The 15,762-nt window shown below is 62.3% G+C and carries 18 protein-coding genes; 7 read left to right on the top strand and 11 right to left on the bottom strand.

Going from position 1 to position 15,762, the window contains the following annotated elements; all coding sequences use genetic code 11:
* The first annotated feature begins 39 nt into the window (after positions 1 to 39).
* On the top strand, positions 40 to 1,101 hold the full coding sequence (locus KIT10_07710; protein ID MCW5899143.1) for a COX15/CtaA family protein: 1,062 nt from the start codon (positions 40 to 42) through the stop codon (positions 1,099 to 1,101).
* A 17-nt stretch (positions 1,102 to 1,118) separates the two neighbouring features.
* On the opposite strand, the gene KIT10_07705 is transcribed toward KIT10_07710, so the two are convergent.
* Genes KIT10_07705 through mutY form a run of 4 tightly spaced genes read right to left on the bottom strand, consistent with a single transcriptional unit; the run spans position 1,119 to position 4,611 of the window.
* Entirely contained in the window at positions 1,119 to 1,691 is a 573-nt protein-coding gene (locus KIT10_07705) for a hypothetical protein (protein ID MCW5899142.1), read from the bottom strand.
* The gene (gene gldE, locus KIT10_07700; protein ID MCW5899141.1) at positions 1,678 to 3,009 is read right to left on the bottom strand and encodes a gliding motility-associated protein GldE; all 1,332 of its coding nucleotides are present in this window, start codon (positions 3,007 to 3,009) and stop codon (positions 1,678 to 1,680) included. Before gldE ends, KIT10_07705 begins: the two co-directional genes overlap by 14 nt.
* 37 nt (positions 3,010 to 3,046) lie before the next feature.
* A complete protein-coding gene (gene ssb / locus KIT10_07695) occupies positions 3,047 to 3,499 on the bottom strand; it encodes a single-stranded DNA-binding protein (GenBank protein ID MCW5899140.1) in 453 nt (150 codons plus the stop codon).
* A 38-nt stretch (positions 3,500 to 3,537) separates the two neighbouring features.
* Positions 3,538 to 4,611 (bottom strand): A/G-specific adenine glycosylase, encoded by a 1,074-nt coding sequence (mutY, locus tag KIT10_07690; protein MCW5899139.1) that lies wholly within the window; start codon positions 4,609 to 4,611, stop codon positions 3,538 to 3,540.
* A gap of 69 nt (positions 4,612 to 4,680) precedes the next feature.
* Between mutY and KIT10_07685 the strand changes: the two genes are divergently transcribed.
* The 6 genes from KIT10_07685 to KIT10_07660 all read left to right on the top strand — a co-directional run bounded on the left by KIT10_07685 (position 4,681) and on the right by KIT10_07660 (position 10,540).
* On the top strand, positions 4,681 to 4,977 hold the full coding sequence (locus KIT10_07685) for an integration host factor subunit beta (GenBank protein MCW5899138.1): 297 nt from the start codon (positions 4,681 to 4,683) through the stop codon (positions 4,975 to 4,977).
* Positions 4,978 to 5,039: 62 nt separating this feature from the next.
* Positions 5,040 to 5,459 carry a tetratricopeptide repeat protein gene (locus KIT10_07680; protein ID MCW5899137.1) on the top strand — a complete coding sequence of 140 codons (420 nt, stop codon included), beginning with the start codon at positions 5,040 to 5,042 and terminating at the stop codon, positions 5,457 to 5,459.
* Between the two features lie 216 nt (positions 5,460 to 5,675).
* Positions 5,676 to 7,229: an Rne/Rng family ribonuclease gene (locus tag KIT10_07675; GenBank protein ID MCW5899136.1), complete on the top strand. Its 1,554-nt coding sequence runs from the start codon at positions 5,676 to 5,678 to the stop codon at positions 7,227 to 7,229.
* 66 nt (positions 7,230 to 7,295) lie between these two features.
* The gene (prfB, locus tag KIT10_07670) at positions 7,296 to 8,393 is read left to right on the top strand and encodes a peptide chain release factor 2 (GenBank protein MCW5899135.1); all 1,098 of its coding nucleotides are present in this window, start codon (positions 7,296 to 7,298) and stop codon (positions 8,391 to 8,393) included.
* Between the two features lie 66 nt (positions 8,394 to 8,459).
* Positions 8,460 to 9,854, top strand: coding sequence for a class II fumarate hydratase (gene fumC / locus KIT10_07665; protein MCW5899134.1), 1,395 nt, complete (start codon positions 8,460 to 8,462; stop codon positions 9,852 to 9,854).
* A gap of 32 nt (positions 9,855 to 9,886) precedes the next feature.
* Entirely contained in the window at positions 9,887 to 10,540 is a 654-nt protein-coding gene (locus KIT10_07660; protein ID MCW5899133.1) for an acetolactate decarboxylase, read from the top strand.
* A 5-nt stretch (positions 10,541 to 10,545) separates the two neighbouring features.
* Here KIT10_07660 and KIT10_07655 read toward each other — a convergent pair whose 3' ends face one another.
* The 7 genes from KIT10_07655 to KIT10_07625 form a co-directional block, all read right to left on the bottom strand.
* On the bottom strand, positions 10,546 to 10,932 hold the full coding sequence (locus KIT10_07655) for a rhodanese-like domain-containing protein (protein MCW5899132.1): 387 nt from the start codon (positions 10,930 to 10,932) through the stop codon (positions 10,546 to 10,548).
* Positions 10,933 to 10,971: 39 nt separating this feature from the next.
* Positions 10,972 to 11,286 (bottom strand): thioredoxin, encoded by a 315-nt coding sequence (gene trxA, locus KIT10_07650; GenBank protein MCW5899131.1) that lies wholly within the window; start codon positions 11,284 to 11,286, stop codon positions 10,972 to 10,974.
* A complete protein-coding gene (locus KIT10_07645) occupies positions 11,283 to 11,513 on the bottom strand; it encodes a hypothetical protein (protein MCW5899130.1) in 231 nt (76 codons plus the stop codon). Before KIT10_07645 ends, trxA begins: the two co-directional genes overlap by 4 nt.
* Positions 11,510 to 11,815, bottom strand: a complete 306-nt coding sequence (locus KIT10_07640; GenBank protein ID MCW5899129.1) for a rhodanese-like domain-containing protein — start codon at positions 11,813 to 11,815, stop codon at positions 11,510 to 11,512. The genes KIT10_07645 and KIT10_07640 overlap by 4 nt, the downstream gene beginning before the upstream one ends.
* 210 nt (positions 11,816 to 12,025) lie before the next feature.
* Entirely contained in the window at positions 12,026 to 13,396 is a 1,371-nt protein-coding gene (locus KIT10_07635) for a hypothetical protein (GenBank protein MCW5899128.1), read from the bottom strand.
* Positions 13,397 to 13,519: 123 nt separating this feature from the next.
* The gene (locus tag KIT10_07630) at positions 13,520 to 13,942 is read right to left on the bottom strand and encodes a DsrE family protein (GenBank protein ID MCW5899127.1); all 423 of its coding nucleotides are present in this window, start codon (positions 13,940 to 13,942) and stop codon (positions 13,520 to 13,522) included.
* Positions 13,943 to 13,957: 15 nt separating this feature from the next.
* Positions 13,958 to 15,745 (bottom strand): 5'-nucleotidase C-terminal domain-containing protein, encoded by a 1,788-nt coding sequence (locus tag KIT10_07625; GenBank protein MCW5899126.1) that lies wholly within the window; start codon positions 15,743 to 15,745, stop codon positions 13,958 to 13,960.
* Positions 15,746 to 15,762 lie beyond the last annotated feature (17 nt).

The raw sequence follows: 15,762 nt of genomic DNA, 5'->3' as shown, positions 1-15,762 counted from the left end.
TCCATCGCCGCGCATGTGTTGGATAGTTTCGCGGACCCGATGGAGACCGGCCCCGATCCGAAATTGCGCCTGGTGCGTTCGTGGCTGCTAGCCGGCTGCATGCTCATCGGCTTCATGGTGGTCATTGGTGGCATCACGCGCCTCACCGGCAGTGGTCTGAGCATCACTGAATGGAAACCGATCATGGGTGCCCTGCCACCGATGAGCGATGTGGAATGGATCGAGGCGTTCAAGAAGTACCAGGCCATTCCCGAATACCGGCTCCTGAACAGTCACATGGGCCTGCAGGACTTCAAGCGGATCTACTTCTGGGAATGGCTGCACCGCAATTGGGGCCGGTTGATGGGTCTGGTGTTCCTCGTGCCCTTCATGGTCTTTTGGCGGAAGGGCCTGTTGAAGGACTGGCTGATGCGGCGCCTGTTGTGGGTCATGCTTGGTGGTGCCATCGTGGGCAGCCTCGGTTGGTTCATGGTGCAGAGCGGACTGACCGATCAGCGGGATGCCAACGGGCAGTTGCTGGTGAGTGTTAGCCACTACCGGCTGGCCATCCACCTCGGTGCCGCGCTCATCGTTTTCGCCCTGGTCTGGTGGACCTGGCTCGATCTGCGAAGCGGGCGGAGGCGATCCCGTGGCGACGGCAGTGCTGCGGGTTCGGCCGCGCGCGGCTTGTTGGTCCTGCTATTCCTGCAGATCATCTGGGGTGCTCTCACCGCAGGCCTTGATGCGGGCCGCAGCTATAACACCTGGCCCTTGATGAATGGCGTGGTCATGCCTGAGAACGTGACGGCCTTCGACAGCATGTGGCAGAATTTCACCGGCCACCAGGACGGCGTGCAGTTCGTGCACCGCTGGTTCGCCTGGGTGGTGGCGGCGGCCTTCGTGTGGCTCGCTGTCCGGCATCGTGGGCATGCCTGCATCGGCGCCATGCGGGCCTGGCTCATCGGCGGTGTGCTGCTGCAGTTCGCGCTGGGCGTGGTCACCATCCTCACCCGCGTGCACATCGTGCCCGGCGTGGCGCACCAGTTCGGTGCCTTGGTGCTGCTGGCCATACTGCTGGTGGCCATCCACGGTACGGGTGCCAAGGCAGGAGCGAGTTCGTGAAAGCGCCACTACGGCCCTTACGGTGTCCAGCGCAATGTGCTGCAGAAATGGCGCATGTCCTCGCGGATGCGTGTGGTGACCGGGGAGAGTGAATCGGCGTTCGGCCGCGCATCGAAGTAGAGGGCGCCGTACAGGAAATTGGTGGTGCTGTCCGTGAGGTAGAACACCAGTGGACTGGCCACGTCGCCTTCCACGTGGAAGATGGTTCCGAAAACACGGTCCTCGGCCCGTATCACGCGCTCCCGCCCGATGCCCAGCGCCTTCGCCTCGTGTTTGCCCTTGAAAATGTGCGCGTCCTCGATCAACGCATGCAGATCGTCGCCCACGGGCGACCAGGTGAGGTGGACAATGGCGCGCTGGCCGGAGAAGCGCAGGTCGAACCAGCGCGATGTGTCCCGCTGGCGGTCCTTCGCCTCCAAACGGGCGTGGCCGGGGATCTCGGCCACGAAGGGTGCCGGGACTTCCATCACCTCGTATCGCTTCGCCGGCAGGTCGATCCGGAAATACCCGCGAGGCTTGGGCACCGGTTCGGGCCGGCAGGCCTGGAGCAGGGCGATGACCAGGAAGAAGAGTAGGTCAGCGCTGCGCATCCTTGGGCAAGATCACCTGCACGCGCCGCACGCGCTTGTTGTCCGATGCCTCCACCATGAACCCGTGGTCGTGCAGCACCACGCGTTCACCCTTCTTCGGTATGCGGCCGGTGAGTTCGAGAATGAAACCTCCGATGGTCTCGCTTTCACCCTTGTTCTCCTCGAACAGCTTGCCGTCGATTCCCAGGATGCGGTACACGTCCGTCAGCGCCGTACGTCCCTCGAAGGACCAGGTGCGGTCGTCGATGCGCGTGTAAAGCGATTCCTCCTCGTCGTACTCGTCCGTGATGTCGCCCACGATCTCTTCTATCACATCCTCCAGGGTGATGATGCCGCTGGTGCCGCCATATTCATCGACCACCACGGCCAGGTGCACCTGCTGCTCCTGGAACTCCTTCAGCAGGTCGTCCAGCTTCTTGCTTTCGGGCACGAAGTAGGGCGCGCGAAGCAGGCTGTGCCAGTCGAAGTCGTCCTTGTGGATATGGGGCAGCACATCTTTGATGTAGAGCACACCCTTCACGCGGTCCAGGGTCTCCTCATGCACCGGTACGCGCGAGAAGCCGGAATCCACGATGGCGGCGAGCAGTTCACGGAAGGAGAGACCCTGGTCGAAGGCGACCACTTCGGTGCGGGGCCGCATCACCTGCTTCACTTCGATGTTGCCGAACTTGATGATGCCCCGCAGGATCCGCTGCTCCTCGGCGGTGGTGCTGGCGTCCTGGGTGAGGTCCAGCGCGTGTCCCAAGGCGTCCACGGAAATGCCCTGCTTGCCACGCTTGCGGTAACGCTTCTCGATGAAACCGGTGCTCTTGACGAGGGTCTCGCTCAGGGGTGTGAAGATCCAGCGCAAGACCAGCAGCGGCCCGGCCATTCGCCCGGCCACACGCATGGGGTCGGTGGTGGCGTAGACCTTGGGCACCACCTCGCCGAAGAGCAGCAGCACGAAGGTGACCACCAGCACTTCCACCGCGAAGACCACCTCCCCAGGCAGGCCGCGAAGGTCCAAGGTGGCGGCCAGGACGAAGGCCGAGAGGATCACGATGCCGATGTTGACGAAGTTGTTGGCGATGAGGATAGTGGCCAGCAGGCGGCGGGGTTTGGCCAGCAGGTCCAGCACGCGTGTGCCATTGGCACCACCGCGCTCCTTCAGGTCCCTGAGTTGTGTGGGCGACAAGGAGAAGAGCGCCACCTCGCTGGCGGAAAGCGCCGCTGAGCAGACCAGGAGCACGGCGGTCGTGAGCAAAGCCGCCACGGCGCCAGCGTCCATGGGGCCGGGCATGAAAAAGGACAATGTGATATTGGCGGACGGAGGCTCCATTCAGCGGTGCTGCAGCGCGCCGGGGCCGGAAGCCGGTTCAAAAGGGCAGATCATCCTCGGAGGGGGCGGTGGCCGCGTTGGGCGCGGTATCCATTTGCGTGGCGGGCTGGCGCATGGTCGCCGGGTCGCTGCTTGTGGCACGGTCCAACATGAGCAACTCGTCGGCCACCACTTCGGTGACGTACCGGTCGCGGCCGTCCTTGTCCTGGTATTGCCGGTTGCGCAGCTTGCCTTCCACGAAGACCTTGCTGCCCTTGCGCAGGTAGCGTTCCACCACGGTGGCCAGGCCACGCCAAACCACCACATTGTGCCATTCGGTCTGTTCGCGGTTCTCCCAAGCTTCCTGGCCATCGGCACCGGTCACCTTCACGCGCAACTTCTCGGTGGTGGCCAGGCGGAAGTTGGCCACCGTGGCGCCGTTCTGCAGGTGCCGCACTTCGGGGTCGGCGCCCAGATTGCCGATGAGGATCACTTTGTTCACGCCTGCCATGGGGAATGCTTTCTGTGGTGCGATCCAAAGATAGAAGTTCACCTCCGGCGCCCTCGAACCGGCTTGACCACCTCCGCCAGATAGCGTTCGATCGGTTTGGGCACCGCCAGTTCGCCGACCTTTTCGAGCCCCACCTCGAACCAGTTACTGGGTGGTTCGACCCCGGACGGGGCTTGCAAGTGCCAGAAGACCAAATGGATGCGCTGGTGGGTGAGCAAATGGACCGCCTCCATCCTTTTCGAGGCTCCGGTCCAAGGCCCCGGCACGTTGGTGCGGAGCGCGGACAAAAGACCGGCCCTCCCTGCCGCACGGGCGGTCTCGAGCAGTGGAAGCTGGTAAAGTCCTTTCCAGATGTCCTGCCCATTCCGTCGCTCCATGAAGATCCCGCCAGCGTCTTCGATGTGCAGGAAATTGAAGTGGCGCTCCCGCACCTGGGTTCGGCCAGCCTTCACCGGCAGGCGGTCCACGCAACCATCGGCGAGCGCCACGCAACGTGTCGCCAAGGGACATTCCGTGCAAACTGGCCGCTTCGGCAGGCACACCAATGCACCCAACTCCATCATGGCCTGGTTGTGGTCGCCCGGCCTTGCCGGGTCGAGCACTTGCTGGGCCAGTTCGGCGAAGCGGCGCTGGCCCGCAGGCTGGTCGATGGGCGCGTCGATGCCGAAGACGCGCGCCAGCACGCGATACACATTGCCATCCACCGCCGCTTGGGGTTCATGGAAGGCGATGGACGAGATGGCCGCAGCCGTATATGGACCTATACCAGGCAGTTTTCGCAGCTCATCGTACCGTCCGGGCAGGTGGCCACCATGCCTGGCCGCGATCTCGCGCGCTGCGGCCAGCAGGTTTCGCGCCCGGCTGTAATACCCCAGGCCCTGCCACAGCTTCAACACCTCATCCTCTGTAGCTGCGGCAAGCGTGGCCACATCAGGGAACCGCTCCAGGAACCGGTGCCAGTAGGCCATGCCCTGGTCCACCCGGGTCTGTTGCAGGATCACTTCACTCAACCAGATGGCGTAGGGGTCCGCGGAATCCCGCCAGGGCAGATCGCGCCGCTGGGCATCGTACCACGGAAGCAGGGCCTGGCCAAGCCAAGAAAGCCTTGACATACAGGGCAAAGATGCATTGCGCGGATCGGTCATAAGTCTATCTTTGCGGCCCCAAAAAGAACCACGGGTATGACGAAGGCGGAACTGGTCGGCATCATCGCGAAGCGCACCGGCGTGGAAAGGAACGTGGTGCTGGTCGTTATGGAGGCGTTCATGGAGGAGGTGAAGAGCAGTCTGGAGAAGGGCGAGGCCGTGCATCTGCGGGGCTTCGGCAGCTTCGTGGTGAAGCACAGGGCCCAGAAGACCGGGCGGATACTGGCGAAGAACACCACGATCATCATCCCGGCCCATGACGTGCCCGCGTTCAAGCCTGCCGATGTGTTCGTGGACAAGGTGAAGAACCGCTCCGGCGGTGACAAGTCGTGATGCGGTTGGGCAAACCTCAGGCCCTGGCCTTGGGAGCTGCCTTGGTGGCGGTCGTTCTTTTGATGTTGGCGCCCCGGATACCCGCCGGGAAGAAAGAGGCGGCCCAAGTGGACCCCCTCAAGATGCGCACCGCCGAGGCCGTGGCCTTGGTGAATGGACCGGACCCCATGCGCGGCATCATGATGCTGCGCGAATTGGCCGAAGAGGATCCAGGGAACGCCGAAGTGCAGTGGCACTTGGGCATGTTCTCCGCGCAGAGCGGCCAATTCGACAAGGCCGCGGAGCGCTTGCGCAAAGTGCTGGAGTTGGATGAGGCGGGGTACCCGGACGCGTGGTTCTATCTGGGCCACGTGTATGCCGCACTTGACAGCATCGACCAGGCGCTGGAATGCCTGGGGACATACAGGACATTGCTGGATGATCCGGAACGCATCGCGGAACTGGATCGATCCATGGAAAAGTTGGCGAACGAAAAACGATAAGCACCATGCCGTGCGGAAAGAAGCGTAAGAGGCACAAGATGGCCACGCACAAGCGCAAGAAGCGCCTGCGGAAGAATCGACACAAGAAGAAGAACCGGTAGGTCCTTCCTCTATTGATCGTGCCGCCCGGGAAGGGTTCCCGGTGCGCGGCACGGTCCTATCGTGTCATCGGCGCCTTCGGGCGTCATCATTCTTCCCAACAACGCGTTCCATCCAGTGAGCATAGACCTGATCATCCGTTCAGGTCCATCGGAAGTGGCCATCGCCCTGGTGAAGGACAAGAAATTGTCCGAACTGCACCGGGAAAAGACCGAGCGAGGCTACGCCGTGGGCGACATCCACCTGGCCAAGGTGCGCAAGGTGGCGCCCGGTCTCAACGCCGCTTTCGTGGACGTGGGCCACGAAAAGGATGCCTTCCTGCACTACTTCGATCTGGGTCCCCAGTACCGCAACGCCTACAAGTTCTCCAAGGGGGCGGTGAATGGAAGCATCCGTTCACATCGGCTGGATGACTGGAAATTGGACCCCGACATCCCCAAGGATGGCAAGATCGCCGACGCGGTCAGCGCCAGCCAGACGATCCTGACACAGATCGCCAAGGAGCCGATCGGCACCAAGGGGCCGCGCCTCACCGCCGAGGTGACGCTCGCGGGCCGCTACATGGTGCTGGTGCCCTTCATCAACAAGGTGAGCATTTCGGCACGGATCACCGATGAAGAAGAGCGTTCGCGCCTGAAGAAGCTCATGCAGGGCATCCGGCCGCCCAACTTCGGGGTGATCATCCGCACCAACGCCGAGCACAAGAAGACCGAGGACCTCGAGGCCGACCTCAATTCGCTCCTCGCCCGCTGGGAGACGATGTTCCGAAACCTGCGCAATGGCATCCCGCCAAAGAAGGTGCTCGGTGAACTCGACCGTACCAACGCCGTGCTGCGCGATCTGCTCAACAAGGACTTCACGGCCATCCACGTGGATGACGAGCTGCTGGCCGAGGAGATCACCCAGAACCTGGAGCGCATCGCCCCCGAGAAAAAGGGCATCGTGAAGGTGCACAAGGGACGGCTGGACATCTTCGACCAGTTCGGCATCAACAAGCAGATCAAACAGGCCTTCGGCCGGCAGGTGGTGCTCCCCAGCGGCGCAAGCCTCATCATAGAGAAGACGGAGGCCATGCACGTGATCGACGTGAACAGCGGCAGCCGCAAAGGCGCGGGCAAGAAGGACCAGGAGACCAATGTGCTGGAACTCAACATCGAGGCGGCCCAGGAGATAGCCCGGTTGCTGCGTCTGCGCGACATGGGCGGGATCATCGCCATCGACTTCGTGGACCTATACGAACCGGAGAACCGGCGGGCCCTGCACAAGGCCCTGAAGGACGCCATGGCCGACGACAAGGCCAAGCACAACATCCTGCCCCCGAGCCGCTTCGGTGTGATCGAGCTCACCCGTCAGCGGGTGCGCCCTGAGACCGAGATCGAGACCAGTGAAGGCTGCCCCACCTGCCATGGTACCGGCGAGGTCCAGGCCCCAGTGCTCATCGTGGACGAGATCGAGAATGTGCTGAACTACCTGCTGGGTGAGCAGAGCATGAGCGGGCTCGTCCTCCGGGTCCATCCATTCATACATGCCTACCTCACCAAGGGGCTTCCGAGCATCGCGCACAAGTGGTGGTGGCGGTGGAAACAGCGTGTAAAGGTGATCCCTGACGGGCAGCTGCAATACCTTGCCTTCTCCATCCGAGACGGTGAGGGGAACGAGATCCCGCACTGACCGGCCACGGGGCTCCGGCCCAGCGGCCAGGCTTACTTTCGCGCCGCCAGGAATTCCCGGCGAACAATGATCACCCAGGACAAGATCGACGAGCTGCACACCCGGCTCGAGGCCCTCAAGGGCTATCTCGAGGTGGAGGAGAAGCGCGGCCGCATCCTGGAGGAGGAGAAATACACCCACGATCCTGACTTCTGGAACGACCAGAAGAAGGCACAGGCCACCATGCACAAGATCCGCGAGTTGAAGCGCTGGGTGGAGCTGTATGAGACCGTGAAACGCGAGGTGGACGACGTGGGTGTGATGTATGAGTTCTGGAAGGCCAAGGAGGTGGGCGAGGAGGAGGTGGACGGCCAGTTCAAGAAGGCCGGGCATCTGTTGGAGGAGCTCGAGTTCAAGAACATGCTCAGCGCCGAGGAGGACCCTCTCAGTGCCGTGGTACAGATCACCAGCGGCGCGGGCGGCACCGAAAGCAACGATTGGGCGCTGATGCTGTTGCGCATGTACCGCATGTGGGCGGACAAGAGCGGCTACAAGGTGCGGGTGCTGGACTACCAGGACGGCGAAGCGGCGGGCATCAAGCAGGCCACGCTGGAGGTGGATGGGGAGTTCGCCTTCGGCATGCTGAAGGGTGAGAACGGTGTGCATCGCCTGGTGCGCATCAGTCCCTTCGACAGCAACGCACGGCGACACACCAGCTTCGTCAGCGTGTACGTCTACCCGCTGGTGGACGAGAGCATCGAGATCGACATCAATCCGGCGGACATCACCTGGGACACCTTCCGCAGTGGTGGTGCCGGCGGCCAGAACGTGAACAAGGTGGAGACCGGGGTGCGTCTGAAGCACGCGCCCAGCGGCATCATCATCGAGAATACCGAGACGCGCAGCCAGCTGGACAACAAGAACAAGGCGATACAGCTGCTGAAGAGCCAGCTCTACGAGATGGAGCTTGAACGCCGCCGGGCCAAGCGCAGCGAGATCGAGGCCGGCAAGAAGAAGATCGAGTGGGGCAGCCAGATCCGCAACTACGTGCTGCAGCCCTACAAACTGGTGAAGGACGTGCGCACCGAGCACGAGACCAGCAGTGTGGACGATGTGCTCAACGGGGAGATCGACGAGTTCCTCAAGGCCTACCTGATGATGCACGGGCAGTCGCAGAAAGTCTGAAACGGGTTGTCGATCGTCATGCTGCCGACCATGGCGACGGACAACCAACAACTGACAACTGGATCCATGGAATACCGTATCGAGAAGGACACCATGGGCGAGGTGAAGGTGCCCGCCGAAAAGTATTGGGGAGCACAGACCGAGCGCAGCCGCAACAACTTCCGCATCGGCCCACCGGCCAGCATGCCGCTGGAGATCGTGCATGCCTTCGCCTACCTGAAGAAGGCCGCCGCCCTCACCAATCTGGAGTTGGGCAAATTGCCCAAGGAGAAGTGCGACCTCATCGGCAAGGTCTGCCTTGAGATCCTCGCCGGGAAGCTGGACGACCAGTTCCCCCTGGTGATCTGGCAGACCGGCAGCGGCACCCAGAGCAACATGAACGTGAACGAGGTGATCGCCTACCGCGCGCATGTGCTCAATGGCGGAAAATTGACCGACGAGCAGAAGGTGCTCAACCCGAACGACGACGTCAACAAGAGCCAGAGCAGCAACGACACCTTCCCCACGGCCATGCACATCGCGGCCTACAAGCTGACGATGGAGGTGACCATCCCCGGGGTGAGGAAGCTGCGTGATACCCTCGCCGCCAAGAGCGCGGCCTTCAAGGACATCGTGAAGACCGGCCGCACGCACTTCATGGACGCCACACCGCTCACCCTGGGCCAGGAGTTCGGTGGTTATGTGCAACAGCTGGACAATGGTCTTCGGGCGGTGGACAACGCGCTGAGGATGGTGGCAGAACTGGCGCTGGGCGGTACGGCCGTTGGTACCGGCCTCAACGCCCCCAAGGGCTACAGCGTGCTGGTGGCGAAGAAGATCGCCGAACTGACGGGCCTGCCCTTCATTACCGCGCCCAACAAGTTCGAGGCGCTGGCCGCCCACGATGCCATGGTGGAGCTGAGCGGTGCGCTGAAGCGGCTCGCCGTTTCGCTGATGAAGATCGGCAACGACATCCGCATGCTCAGCAGCGGCCCACGCAGCGGCATCGGCGAGATCGTCATCCCCGACAACGAGCCCGGCTCCTCCATCATGCCCGGCAAGGTGAACCCCACCCAACCCGAAGCGCTCACCATGGTGTGTGCCCAGGTGATGGGCAACGATGTGGCCGTGGGCATTGGCGGCAGCAACGGGCATTTCGAGCTCAACGTTTTCAAGCCGCTGATCGCGGCCAACGTGCTGCAGAGCGCACGCCTCATCGGCGATGCCTGCATGAGCTTCAACGACAAGTGCGCAGCGGGCATTGAGCCCAACCACGCCATCATCAAGCGCCACCTGGAGAACTCGCTGATGCTGGTCACCAGCCTCAACCCGTACATCGGCTACTACAAGGCGGCCGAGATCGCGAAGAAGGCGCACAAGGAAGGCACCACGTTGAAGGAGGCCGCCATCGCGCTGGGCCACGTCACGGCGGAGGACTTCGACAAGTGGGTGGATCCGGCGGACATGGTGAGCGGGGGATGATGCGCCCGGCTTTCCTATCGGTTCCGCTGTTGATGGTCGTGACGCTCCAAGCCCAGGTCATAGCCACGGGTTCCATGCGGGCCACCATGCGGGAGGGCCGGTTGGGCGGACTGGTGCGCATGGACACCATCGCCATGGCCGGCATCTACGGACTGGGTCCCTTGGAGTATCTGCAAGGGGAGATCATTCTGCTTGATGGCGTCTGCCATGTGGGCACGGTGGCCCGGGACGGAAGCGTGGTGGTGGAGCAGCGCGATGATGTGGCGGCACCATTCTTCGTGCATGCCCAAGTGGCGGATTGGCGGTCTGTGATATTGGATGATGGGGTGCGCGACCTGCCCTCGCTCGATGCGTTCCTGGATCGGCAGGCCGGTGATCGCGATGTGCCCTTCGCTTTCCGCATGACGGGAATGGTGCGGCAAGCCCGCATCCATGTCATGGATGTCCCGCCTGGTGCGGTCATCTCATCACCAGAGGACGCGCATCGCCACCGCCGCCATTTCGACTTGAAGGATCGTAAAGTGGAACTGCTCGGATTCTTCTCCAAGGACCATCGCGGGGTATTCACCCATCACGACGGCAACATCCACCTGCATCTGATCACCATCGATGGTGCCATGATGGGCCACCTGGACCAATTGGAGATGGCACCGGGTGCCATGGCACTGGAGTTGGGGCTTCCCTGACAGGCTCAGCGGGCCACAGGTCTGCCCCCCTGGGTCCAGGCCTGGATCCCACCGACCAGGTGCTTCACATCCCGGTATCCCGCCTTTTCAAGTTCCTGCAGCGCGGCATCGCTGCGGCGGCCTGAACCGCAATAGAGCAGTACCGGTTTGTCTTTGTCCAGCTTGGTCATTTCTTTTTGGAACTGACCGCCGTTCCAGTCCATCAGTTTGGCGCCTTTCAAATGACCTGCGGCATACTCACCCGGTGTCCGCACATCCACCAACTGCACGTGGTCGGCAAGCAATGCACGTCCGAACTCCTCCACGTTGAGATCCCTGGACGATGGCTGTCCCGTGCAGGAGCCTGCCATTAAAAGGAAGAGGGCCGGGGTGAGGTGCAACAAGGTTCTCATGGTTCTTGGTCTTGATTTGCGAATATCGTCGATGGCGGGTCACATGTAGGCGGAGATGACCTCCTGCAGCTCTTCGGCTCCTACCACCCCGCTGCGGCGCCAGACGATCTGGCCACTCTTGAATATGGCCAGCGTGGGTACCCCCTGTATCCGATAGGCCTGTGCGGCGGCCGGATTGCGGTCCACGTCGATCTTGATCACCGTGGCTTGGTCGCCGATGCGCTGTTTGAGGTCCTCGAGGATGGGCTTCATGGCCCTGCATGGGCCGCACCAGTCCGCGTAGAAATCCACCAGCACGGGCTTGTCGCCGCTGATCAGCTCTTTGAAGCCCAAGGTCCTTTCCTGTGTCGTCATCGGATCTCGTGGTAGATGATATCCCGCTCGCTGTTGTTCCGGGTCGCCGTGGCCGGGGCACAAGTGCCTGTGCCGAAGCAGCCTGTGTTGAAGATGGCCTGGATGCCGAAGAAGGCGCCGATCGCTTGGGCTATGCCATCACCGCTTGCGAAGCCTTGTGCGATGAACACCCCGGCCATCGCCGCGCGCAGCCACCGTGTCCAGTGCCAGTTCTTCAGCAAGCTCATTTCAGCATGGCTTGCACGTTCTGCCAAGGGCCTCCATTGTAGGCCTCGAAACCGGCGCTCCTCAGCAGCTCCGCCGCCATGCCGCTCCGTGCGCCGCTGCGGCAGCAGGTGATCACCGGCTTGCTCTTGTCAAGCTTGCCCAGCTGGCCCTGCATGCGGTCCAGTGGGATATTGATGGCGCCCTTGACGTGCCCCGCGCGGAACTCGTCCGGCGTTCGAACGTCCACGATGACAGCGCCTTCCTGTATCTTCTGGCCGAGGTCGACCTTGGGGCCGCTCATGCCGAACAATGTCTTGAACATGTGTTGTGGTCTTGCTTGTTGATGGCCAATGTTCCCATTGGCGGTACAAAGTTCCGGCGGAGATGATGCCTCTTTCAGTGATGTGGGTCACATAGTGTTCCGCTATGTGTGGTCCGCAAGATCGCGTATCGCCATGGCGGATTGATGGTGCAAGGGTGCGAGGGAGGGGCACTTCCACAGCCTAGCGCCATCCCACTCCTTCACGCCCCATCAGAACGCGTAGTTCAGGATGATGTTCCCGTGGTGCATGTCCACTTTGTTGAAGCGCTCCCGGTCGGTAAGTTCCTCCATTTCCAAGGGCAGTTTCACGAGATAGACCACCTGGATCGCGAGGCCCTGCCAGCCGCCACCGAAGCGGTGTTGCATGTTGAAGCCGTACTGCTGGTAGGAGGGGAAGTTGTATTTGTTGAGCCGGAAGTCGTCCGGGGAAGGCAGCCAGTAGAGTCCGGCATCGCCCTGTACGCGCCAGCCGTTGCGTGTGTGCAGGATGAGATTGAGCGTTGCCGCATGCAGGTCGCCATAGCCCTCGTTGCGTTCCCGGGGCAGGAAGGTGTGCATGGGATCCCGGCCCCATTCGCGGGGCATCAGGTAGCGTCCGTGCGCGGTGATGCGGGTGAAATTGGCCTGCCAGCGGAACGCGCCGTGCACCATGCGGAAGCGCGTGCTGAAGGTCCACGAGCTGGGATCCTGGAAGTAGGCGAGGCTGTCCACCGCATTGCCGCCGTTGTTCACCCGGTCCTGCCGGATGGCCATGGCGCTCCACATCCACTTGTCCTCGCGGTTGCCACGCTCCACCTGAAGCATGCCGGTGTTGTAGGCGTTCTCAACGAATACGTTCCACACCGTGGCGTGCCATTTTCCGATCAGAGGAGCGGATATGCCGCCCGTGGCGATACCCGCTGTGCGCATGTTGCCTTGGTACAGGCTGGGGCGGCCTTCCACATCCCTTCCGATGGGGTACAGGCCCACGCTGTTGCCCACGCTGTACCATTCGGCGGTGGATCGCGGGTTCATGCGGTAGAGGAAACCGCCCTCGTAACGTATGCCACGCGCTGTGCGGTGCTGGCCCCACAAGCCTTCCACGATGCCCGGATGCATGCGGCCGTCCTGCGCATTGATGAAGGGCGTGTTCAGATCCTGCTTGCCGAAGATGATCCGCGTGCGACCGTCATTGCGTTCGTAGTTCAGTTGGAATAGTTGCAGGAAGGCCACCTGGTTGTCGCGCCGCACATTGGTCACATCGAAGAGGCCCACCTCGTAGCGGTTGAGGGCGCCGGTGGCAGGGTCGGGCTGCGTCAGGTCGGCGCTCCACAGGTCGAAGGTGTAAGCGCCGCTCATGCGGAACTGGAAGTTCTTGTAGCGGCGTGAGGAGAATCCCAGCGATCCACCGAAGGCCTGCGCATGGTAGTCGGACAGCGATCCATCGTTGATGGTGAACATGGTGTACTGGCGGAAGCGCCCTTCCAGGGTGCCGCCCTGCATCATCTCGTTCAGCGCGGAACCCTTGCGCAGGGTGTCGCTGCGGGGCAGATCGAGTTCCTCCTGCTGGGCTGAAGCGGTCGCCGCCGCGAGCACGAGCAAGGACAGGAGCAACGACCGCCGTATCCACGGCCACTTGATGTTCCGTATCGGCCTTGCCATCTCTGCGCTCCTCAGTGTTCCCGTGCCCCTGTCTGCCGACAGGCAGGTCCGCGGTCTTCTTGCTCAGAAGCCCGCCTTCACGTAGCTCCAGCCGTCCTCCTGCCGCTCCACGATGTGGATGATCCCGGCCTTCACGAAACCTGCTTCAGGTATCACCGACGCGCGGTCAAGATCGCGTTCACGGAGGGTGTTCTCACACGCGATGAAGACGATGCCCTGCGTGGCGAACTCCTTCACCTTGCCCTGCACCACGCTACGATCGCTCATCAGCAGGTCCAGGCCAGGGCCGTGGCACACCACTTCCACATGTGCGGTGGGGGCCGCTTCCCGAATATTGCGCAACTGGCGCATCAGGCCCTTGTGAACGAGCGTGTCGCCGCTTACCAGCTGCATCACGATGCGGTGCTGGCGGGGGGCTTTGTCCTGGGCTTGGACCGTAGCGAAGAGGCCGAGGCCGAGGAGGGAGAGTAGGAGGAGCTTTTTCATGGCTTCCGGGGTGGTTCAACGGAACTCGTAATCATACCCCTCCAACTGGCTCAGCACATCCTGCGGCGCATCGGTGGCGGTGATGCGGCCCTCCACCTTCGGTGCCACAGGGCTGAACTTGCCGAAGTACTCGCGCAGGATGGTGTGCATGGTGACGCCTGCCAGGCGCGGGTTTTTCACCTTCTCCAAGCGGCAAAGGGTATCCTCTGGGTCGCCCTCGCGTTCGCAGGCGGCCACCAGGTAGGTCTTGTTCCGGTCGATGGGCTTGCCACCGATCTTGATCCAGTTCACGCGCTTGCCCAGTTCATTGTGCATGGTGAACTTGGCCGTCATGCCCTTGAAGCGCACCACCCAACCGCCGAAGCGCTTGGCGGGATCCTTGGCGAACACGTTGTGCAGTTCCTTCTCCAGCCAGTTCCAAAGCTGTTCGCCGCTGGCTTCACCGTACTTGGCGGCACTGTCCACGGGGATCATGCTCCAGATGTGGTCGTTGGTGATCGGCGTGGGTGTCTTGCCATCGGCCACGATCGGCGGACAGAAACGGAAACCGTTGCTGATGGCCACATCGGGCTTCAGCTTCCACATGATGGCGTCCGTGATCAGGTTGTCCATCGGGTTCTCGATCACGTAGTAGCGCACCAGCGTGTTCTTGGTGCTGCCCACCACTTTGGAAAGTTCTTCCTGGTAGGGTGCGCTCACCTCGTCCACGAGCTGGAGCATTTCCTTGTTGGCCGGATACTTCTCGGGGTCCACGTCCAACAGTTCGTAGTGGCTGTCTTTCACCTCGCCGTTCTCCACCACCACATCTAGGCGGGCCAGGAAGGATCCGAACGCACCGGGCTCCACCACCTTGCTGTATTTCGCTTCGATGGGCTTGCGCACACGTTCGTGGGTGTCGGCGCCGAGGATCAGGTCCACGCCCTCCACTTCGGGTTTGTTGGCAAGGTCCACCTGCTGGGCAAGGCCCATGTGCGTGACCAGGAATACCATGGCGCACTGCTCGTAGTCGCGCAGGATGCGGATGTAGCGCGCCACGTTCTGCTCCGGCTTGGTGAACTTGATGCCGCAGCTGTAAGCCGGTGATTGGCGCTTGGGCGTGAGCGGATCGTTGTAACCGATGAAGCCGATCTTGACTCCGGCCACCACCTTGGTCCAGTAGGGTTGGAAGATCATCTCGCCGGCCATGTCGGCGGTGGGGTCCACCATGTCGCCGCAATAGTCGGCCAGGGGCTCGTGCCACATGTTGGCGCAGATCTTCGCGCCCTTGTAGCCGCCGAGGTCCTTCAGCATGTTGTCCTTGCCGTACACCACCTCCCAGTTGCCGGGCAGCAATAGGTCATAGCCCACGCGGTTCATCAGCGGCACGATGGCGCGCCCTTCGCTTTTGGCCGCCACCCCACCGCCCTGGAAGCAGTCGCCACCATCGATCACGATGGTGTTGGCAGGGTCCTCGTTGCGCAGGGTATCCACCATCGTCTTCAGCACCCCGTAGCCGCCGCGCTTCTTGTAGACCGGTTTTCCGTTCTCCAGGAAGAACTCGTCGTGGGTGTGTAACTGCGAGTGGATATCGCTGGTGAAGAGGATGCTGAACTTGCCTGCCTTGCCGCTCTGTAGCGCGCGGCTGCCGATCAGTTCCTCCCGCCGTTGCGCATCGCCCATGGAGCCCAATGCCACCGTGGGCCCCAGCGTGAGGCCGGCGCCCAGGGCACCCAGCGACTTCAACGCCTGCCTTCGGCTTACACCGTATTCCTTCTCATCGTGTGCGCCGCAGGTGCAGCCGGGTGGGTGGTGGATCTTGCTCATGGTGATTCGATTGGTCG

Source organism: Flavobacteriales bacterium (assembly GCA_026129465.1).
GTDB lineage: Bacteria > Bacteroidota > Bacteroidia > Flavobacteriales_F > PHOS-HE28 > PHOS-HE28.
Note: the sequence above shows the minus strand (reverse complement) of the source record. Positions and strands in the feature narration are given on the sequence as shown.

What these genes read in the sequence shown, in the direction of transcription:
- gldE (MCW5899141.1), bottom strand. Translation starts at nt 3,009, where the DNA reads ATGGAGCCTCCGTCCGCCAATATCACATTGTCCTTTTTCATGCCCGGC.
- KIT10_07645 (MCW5899130.1), bottom strand. Translation starts at nt 11,513, where the DNA reads ATGAGCTTGCTGAAGAACTGGCACTGGACACGGTGGCTGCGCGCGGCG.
- KIT10_07680 (MCW5899137.1), top strand. Translation starts at nt 5,040, where the DNA reads ATGTTGGCGCCCCGGATACCCGCCGGGAAGAAAGAGGCGGCCCAAGTG.
- prfB (MCW5899135.1), top strand. Translation starts at nt 7,296, where the DNA reads ATGATCACCCAGGACAAGATCGACGAGCTGCACACCCGGCTCGAGGCC.
- KIT10_07660 (MCW5899133.1), top strand. Translation starts at nt 9,887, where the DNA reads ATGGTCGTGACGCTCCAAGCCCAGGTCATAGCCACGGGTTCCATGCGG.
- ssb (MCW5899140.1), bottom strand. Translation starts at nt 3,499, where the DNA reads ATGGCAGGCGTGAACAAAGTGATCCTCATCGGCAATCTGGGCGCCGAC.
- KIT10_07710 (MCW5899143.1), top strand. Translation starts at nt 40, where the DNA reads ATGGAGACCGGCCCCGATCCGAAATTGCGCCTGGTGCGTTCGTGGCTG.
- fumC (MCW5899134.1), top strand. Translation starts at nt 8,460, where the DNA reads ATGGAATACCGTATCGAGAAGGACACCATGGGCGAGGTGAAGGTGCCC.
- KIT10_07625 (MCW5899126.1), bottom strand. Translation starts at nt 15,745, where the DNA reads ATGAGCAAGATCCACCACCCACCCGGCTGCACCTGCGGCGCACACGAT.
- KIT10_07630 (MCW5899127.1), bottom strand. Translation starts at nt 13,942, where the DNA reads ATGAAAAAGCTCCTCCTACTCTCCCTCCTCGGCCTCGGCCTCTTCGCT.
- KIT10_07655 (MCW5899132.1), bottom strand. Translation starts at nt 10,932, where the DNA reads ATGAGAACCTTGTTGCACCTCACCCCGGCCCTCTTCCTTTTAATGGCA.
- KIT10_07640 (MCW5899129.1), bottom strand. Translation starts at nt 11,815, where the DNA reads ATGTTCAAGACATTGTTCGGCATGAGCGGCCCCAAGGTCGACCTCGGC.
- mutY (MCW5899139.1), bottom strand. Translation starts at nt 4,611, where the DNA reads ATGTCAAGGCTTTCTTGGCTTGGCCAGGCCCTGCTTCCGTGGTACGAT.
- KIT10_07685 (MCW5899138.1), top strand. Translation starts at nt 4,681, where the DNA reads ATGACGAAGGCGGAACTGGTCGGCATCATCGCGAAGCGCACCGGCGTG.
- trxA (MCW5899131.1), bottom strand. Translation starts at nt 11,286, where the DNA reads ATGACGACACAGGAAAGGACCTTGGGCTTCAAAGAGCTGATCAGCGGC.
- KIT10_07705 (MCW5899142.1), bottom strand. Translation starts at nt 1,691, where the DNA reads ATGCGCAGCGCTGACCTACTCTTCTTCCTGGTCATCGCCCTGCTCCAG.